The 3,555-nt window shown below is 75.1% G+C and carries 3 protein-coding genes; 2 read left to right on the top strand and 1 reads right to left on the bottom strand.

The window, feature by feature from the left end:
- Positions 1–43: 43 nt before the first annotated feature.
- Entirely contained in the window at positions 44–1,168 is a 1,125-nt protein-coding gene (locus tag GTR00_RS16915; protein WP_166612755.1) for an ANTAR domain-containing protein, read from the bottom strand.
- A 305-nt stretch (positions 1,169–1,473) separates the two neighbouring features.
- Between GTR00_RS16915 and sucC the strand changes: the two genes are divergently transcribed.
- Both sucC and sucD read left to right on the top strand, forming a co-directional pair.
- Positions 1,474–2,649, top strand: a complete 1,176-nt coding sequence (sucC, locus tag GTR00_RS16910; protein ID WP_166612754.1) for an ADP-forming succinate--CoA ligase subunit beta — start codon at positions 1,474–1,476, stop codon at positions 2,647–2,649.
- 3 nt (positions 2,650–2,652) lie between these two features.
- Positions 2,653–3,555: succinate--CoA ligase subunit alpha (gene sucD / locus GTR00_RS16905; RefSeq protein ID WP_166612753.1), on the top strand; the 903-nt coding region annotated here is incomplete at its 3' end.

The following is a 3,555-nucleotide window of genomic DNA, read 5'->3' as shown; positions in this document are numbered from 1 at the left end:
TCCTGAGCCCGCCCCGCGCCCCGCGGGTGCGGGGCGCGCCCCCTCAGCCCAGCGCGGGGGAGCCCTCGCGCGCGCGCAGGTCCACCGGCGCCGCGCCCCCGTCCGCGCCCGTGGCCGCGTCGGCGCCCTCCCCGGGCGCGTCGGGGGCGGTGGCCGAGGCGACGTCGCGGTGCAGGCGCAGGCTGCGCAGGCCCGGGAAGTCCAGCACGTCGGTGCGCGTGCCGAGCACCACCCGCAGCGGGGTGCCGCCGCGCTCGCAGCGGCGGTGGGCGCTGGTGAGCACCGAGACGCCCACCGACCCCAGGTAGCCGACCTCCGAGAGGTCCACCACCACCGGGTGCGGCGGCTCGGCCTCCTCGACCGCGCCGGCCACGGCCGCGGAGAACGCCGGCGCCGAGGCCAGGTCCACGTCGCCCGACACCCGCAGCACCGGCACCCGCCCGTCGCCCGGCCAGGACACCGCCACGTCCGGCACCGGCTCGGCGTGCGCCGCGGCCGGCGCGGGCCCCTCGCCGCCCGCCTGGCGGGTGAAGGTGGTCTGCAGCACGTCGTCCAGGCGGGTGCGCACGTTCCCGGGCAGCTCCAGCCCGCTGCGGCACAGGGCCACGACGCGCTCGGCGAGGACGGCGAGCTTGACGTTGCGCTGCTGCGAGCACCACCGCAGCAGCTCGAAGGCCTCCTCGGCGCCGGTGCCGTACACGAGCATCAGCGCGCCCTTGGCCTGGTCGATCACCTGGCGCGACTCCAGCGCCGTGCGCAGGTGCACCGCGGCGACCTCGCTGACCTCCCGCAGCACGTCGCCGGTGACGTCCACGACCTGGCCGCCGAAGGTGCGCACCGGCCCGCGCGCGCCCCGCCCGTCCGCCGGGCGGCCCGTCAGCGCGGCCCACCGCCGGCCCCCGCGGCCGTCGTCGAAGGAGACCAGGGCGCCGAAGGGGCCCCGGCCGCAGGCGGCGGCGGTGAGCTCGTCGCGCAGCCGCTGCGCGTCGCGCGGCTGCAGGTGCGCGCACAGGCGCTCGGTGGTGCTCACCGCCTCCTCCGGCGGCAGGCGCAGCACCGCGCGCGCGGCGGGGGACCAGCGCCAGCGGTCCTCGACGACCTCGACGGAGAACGCCCCGGCGGGGGCGGGAGCGGGGGTGGCGCGCTGCGGCTCGTGAGCGGCGTCCATGCGGCCTCCAGCGTGCGGCGGCCCGGCGGGCCGCTCGGTGCGGGTGCTGCCGGTTCAACGCCCTGCGCCGCGGGCGGCCGGTCGTCGTCGTCGGTCCCGCGGACCCGGCCCATGCTGGCACGTCGAGGGCTCCGGTGCGAGTGCCCCCCGTCACGCCGTGTGAGCCGGGTCATCCCGACCGGCCGGGACCGCCCGGCGGGGGAGCACTAGGGTGCTGAGCGCCCGGTGCCGGCCGACGCGGGCCCCGTGCGGGGCGCCGTCGGCAGCGACACGACAACTTCCGACGACGAAGACGAGGAAGACTGGTGGACCTCTTCGAGTACCAGGCGCGCGACATGTTCGCCGCGCACGGCGTACCGGTCCTGGACGGCAAGGTGGCGAGCACGCCCGAGGAGGCGCGGGCCGCGGCCGAGGCGATGGGCGGCGGCACGGTCGTGGTCAAGGCCCAGGTGAAGACCGGCGGGCGCGGCAAGGCGGGCGGCGTGAAGATCGCGCACTCCCCCGAGGAGGCCGCCGAGCGCGCCCGCGAGATCCTCGGCATGGACATCAAGGGCCACACCGTGCACCAGGTGATGGTCGCCCAGGGAGCGCGGATCGCCGAGGAGTTCTACTTCTCCGTCCTGCTCGACCGCTCCAACCGCACCTACCTGGCGATGGCCAGCGTCGAGGGCGGCGTGGAGATCGAGCAGCTGGCCGTCGAGCGCCCCGAGGCCCTGGCCCGCGTGCCCGTGGACGCGCTGACCGGCATCGACGCCGCCAAGGCCGCCGAGATCGTCGAGGCCGCCGGCTTCGCCCCCGAGCTGCGCGAGCAGGTCGCCGACGTCGTGCAGAAGCTGTGGGGCGTGTTCACCGCCGAGGACGCCACGCTGGTCGAGGTCAACCCGCTGGTGCGCACCGAGGACGGGGCGGTCGTCGCCCTCGACGGCAAGGTCACCCTCGACGAGAACGCCGACTTCCGCCACCCCGAGCACGCCGAGCTCACCGACGCCGCCGCCGCCGACCCGCTGGAGGCCAGGGCGAAGGAGATGAACCTCAACTACGTCAAGCTCGACGGCGAGGTCGGGATCATCGGCAACGGCGCCGGGCTGGTCATGAGCACCCTGGACGTCGTCGCCTACGCCGGCGAGGCGCACGGCGGCGTCAAGCCCGCCAACTTCCTCGACATCGGCGGCGGCGCGTCCGCGCAGGTCATGGCCAACGGCCTCGACGTCATCCTCAACGACGCGCAGGTCAAGAGCGTGTTCGTCAACGTCTTCGGCGGCATCACCGCCTGCGACGAGGTCGCCAAGGGCATCGTCTCCGCCCTGGGCATCCTCGGCGACGAGGCCACCAAGCCCCTCGTCGTGCGCCTGGACGGCAACAACGTCGAGGAGGGCCGGCGCATCCTCGCCGAGGCGGACCACCCGCTGGTGACCGTCGTCGACACCATGGACGGGGCGGCCGACAAGGCCGCCGAGCTCGCCGCGAGCGGAAAGGCCTGAGCGATGGCGATCTTCCTGGACTCCGACAGCAAGGTCATCGTGCAGGGGATGACCGGCTCCGAGGGGCGCAAGCACACGCAGCGGATGCTGGCCTCCGGCACGCACGTCGTCGGCGGCGTGAACCCCGGCAAGGCCGGCCAGAGCGTGGACTTCACCGGCCCCGACGGCTCGCCCGTGCAGGTGCCCGTGTTCGGCACCGTCGCCGAGGCGCGCGAGGCCACCGGCGCGGACGTCTCCGTGGTCTTCGTGCCGGCGAAGTTCACCAAGGCCGCCGCGCTGGAGGCCATCGACGCCGACACCCCCCTCGTCGTGGTCATCACCGAGGGCGTGCCGGTGCACGACACCGCCGAGTTCCACGCCCGCGCCGCCGCCAAGGAGGGCGTGCGCCTCATCGGCCCGAACTGCCCCGGCCTGATCAGCCCCGGCAAGTCCAACGCCGGCATCATCCCCGCCGACATCACCCCGCCCGGGCGCATCGGGCTGGTCTCCAAGTCCGGCACGCTGACGTACCAGATGATGTACGAGCTCGCCGACATCGGCTTCTCCTCCGCCGTGGGCATCGGCGGCGACCCCGTCATCGGCACCACGCACATCGACGCGCTCCAGGCGTTCCAGGACGACCCGGAGACCGACGTCATCGTGATGATCGGCGAGATCGGCGGCGACGCCGAGGAGCGCGCCGCGAAGTACATCGAGGCCAACGTCACCAAGCCCGTCGTCGGCTACGTCGCCGGCTTCACCGCCCCCGAGGGCAAGACGATGGGCCACGCCGGCGCGATCGTGTCCGGCTCCGCCGGCACCGCGCAGGCCAAGAAGGAGGCCCTGGAGGCCGCCGGCGTCAAGGTCGGCAAGACGCCGTCGGAGACGGCGAAGCTCGCCCGGGAGATCTTCCAGTCCCTCTCGCGC

The organism is Kineococcus indalonis (genome assembly GCF_009906395.1).
Classification (GTDB): domain Bacteria; phylum Actinomycetota; class Actinomycetes; order Actinomycetales; family Kineococcaceae; genus Kineococcus; species Kineococcus indalonis.
Note: the sequence above shows the minus strand (reverse complement) of the source record. Positions and strands in the feature narration are given on the sequence as shown.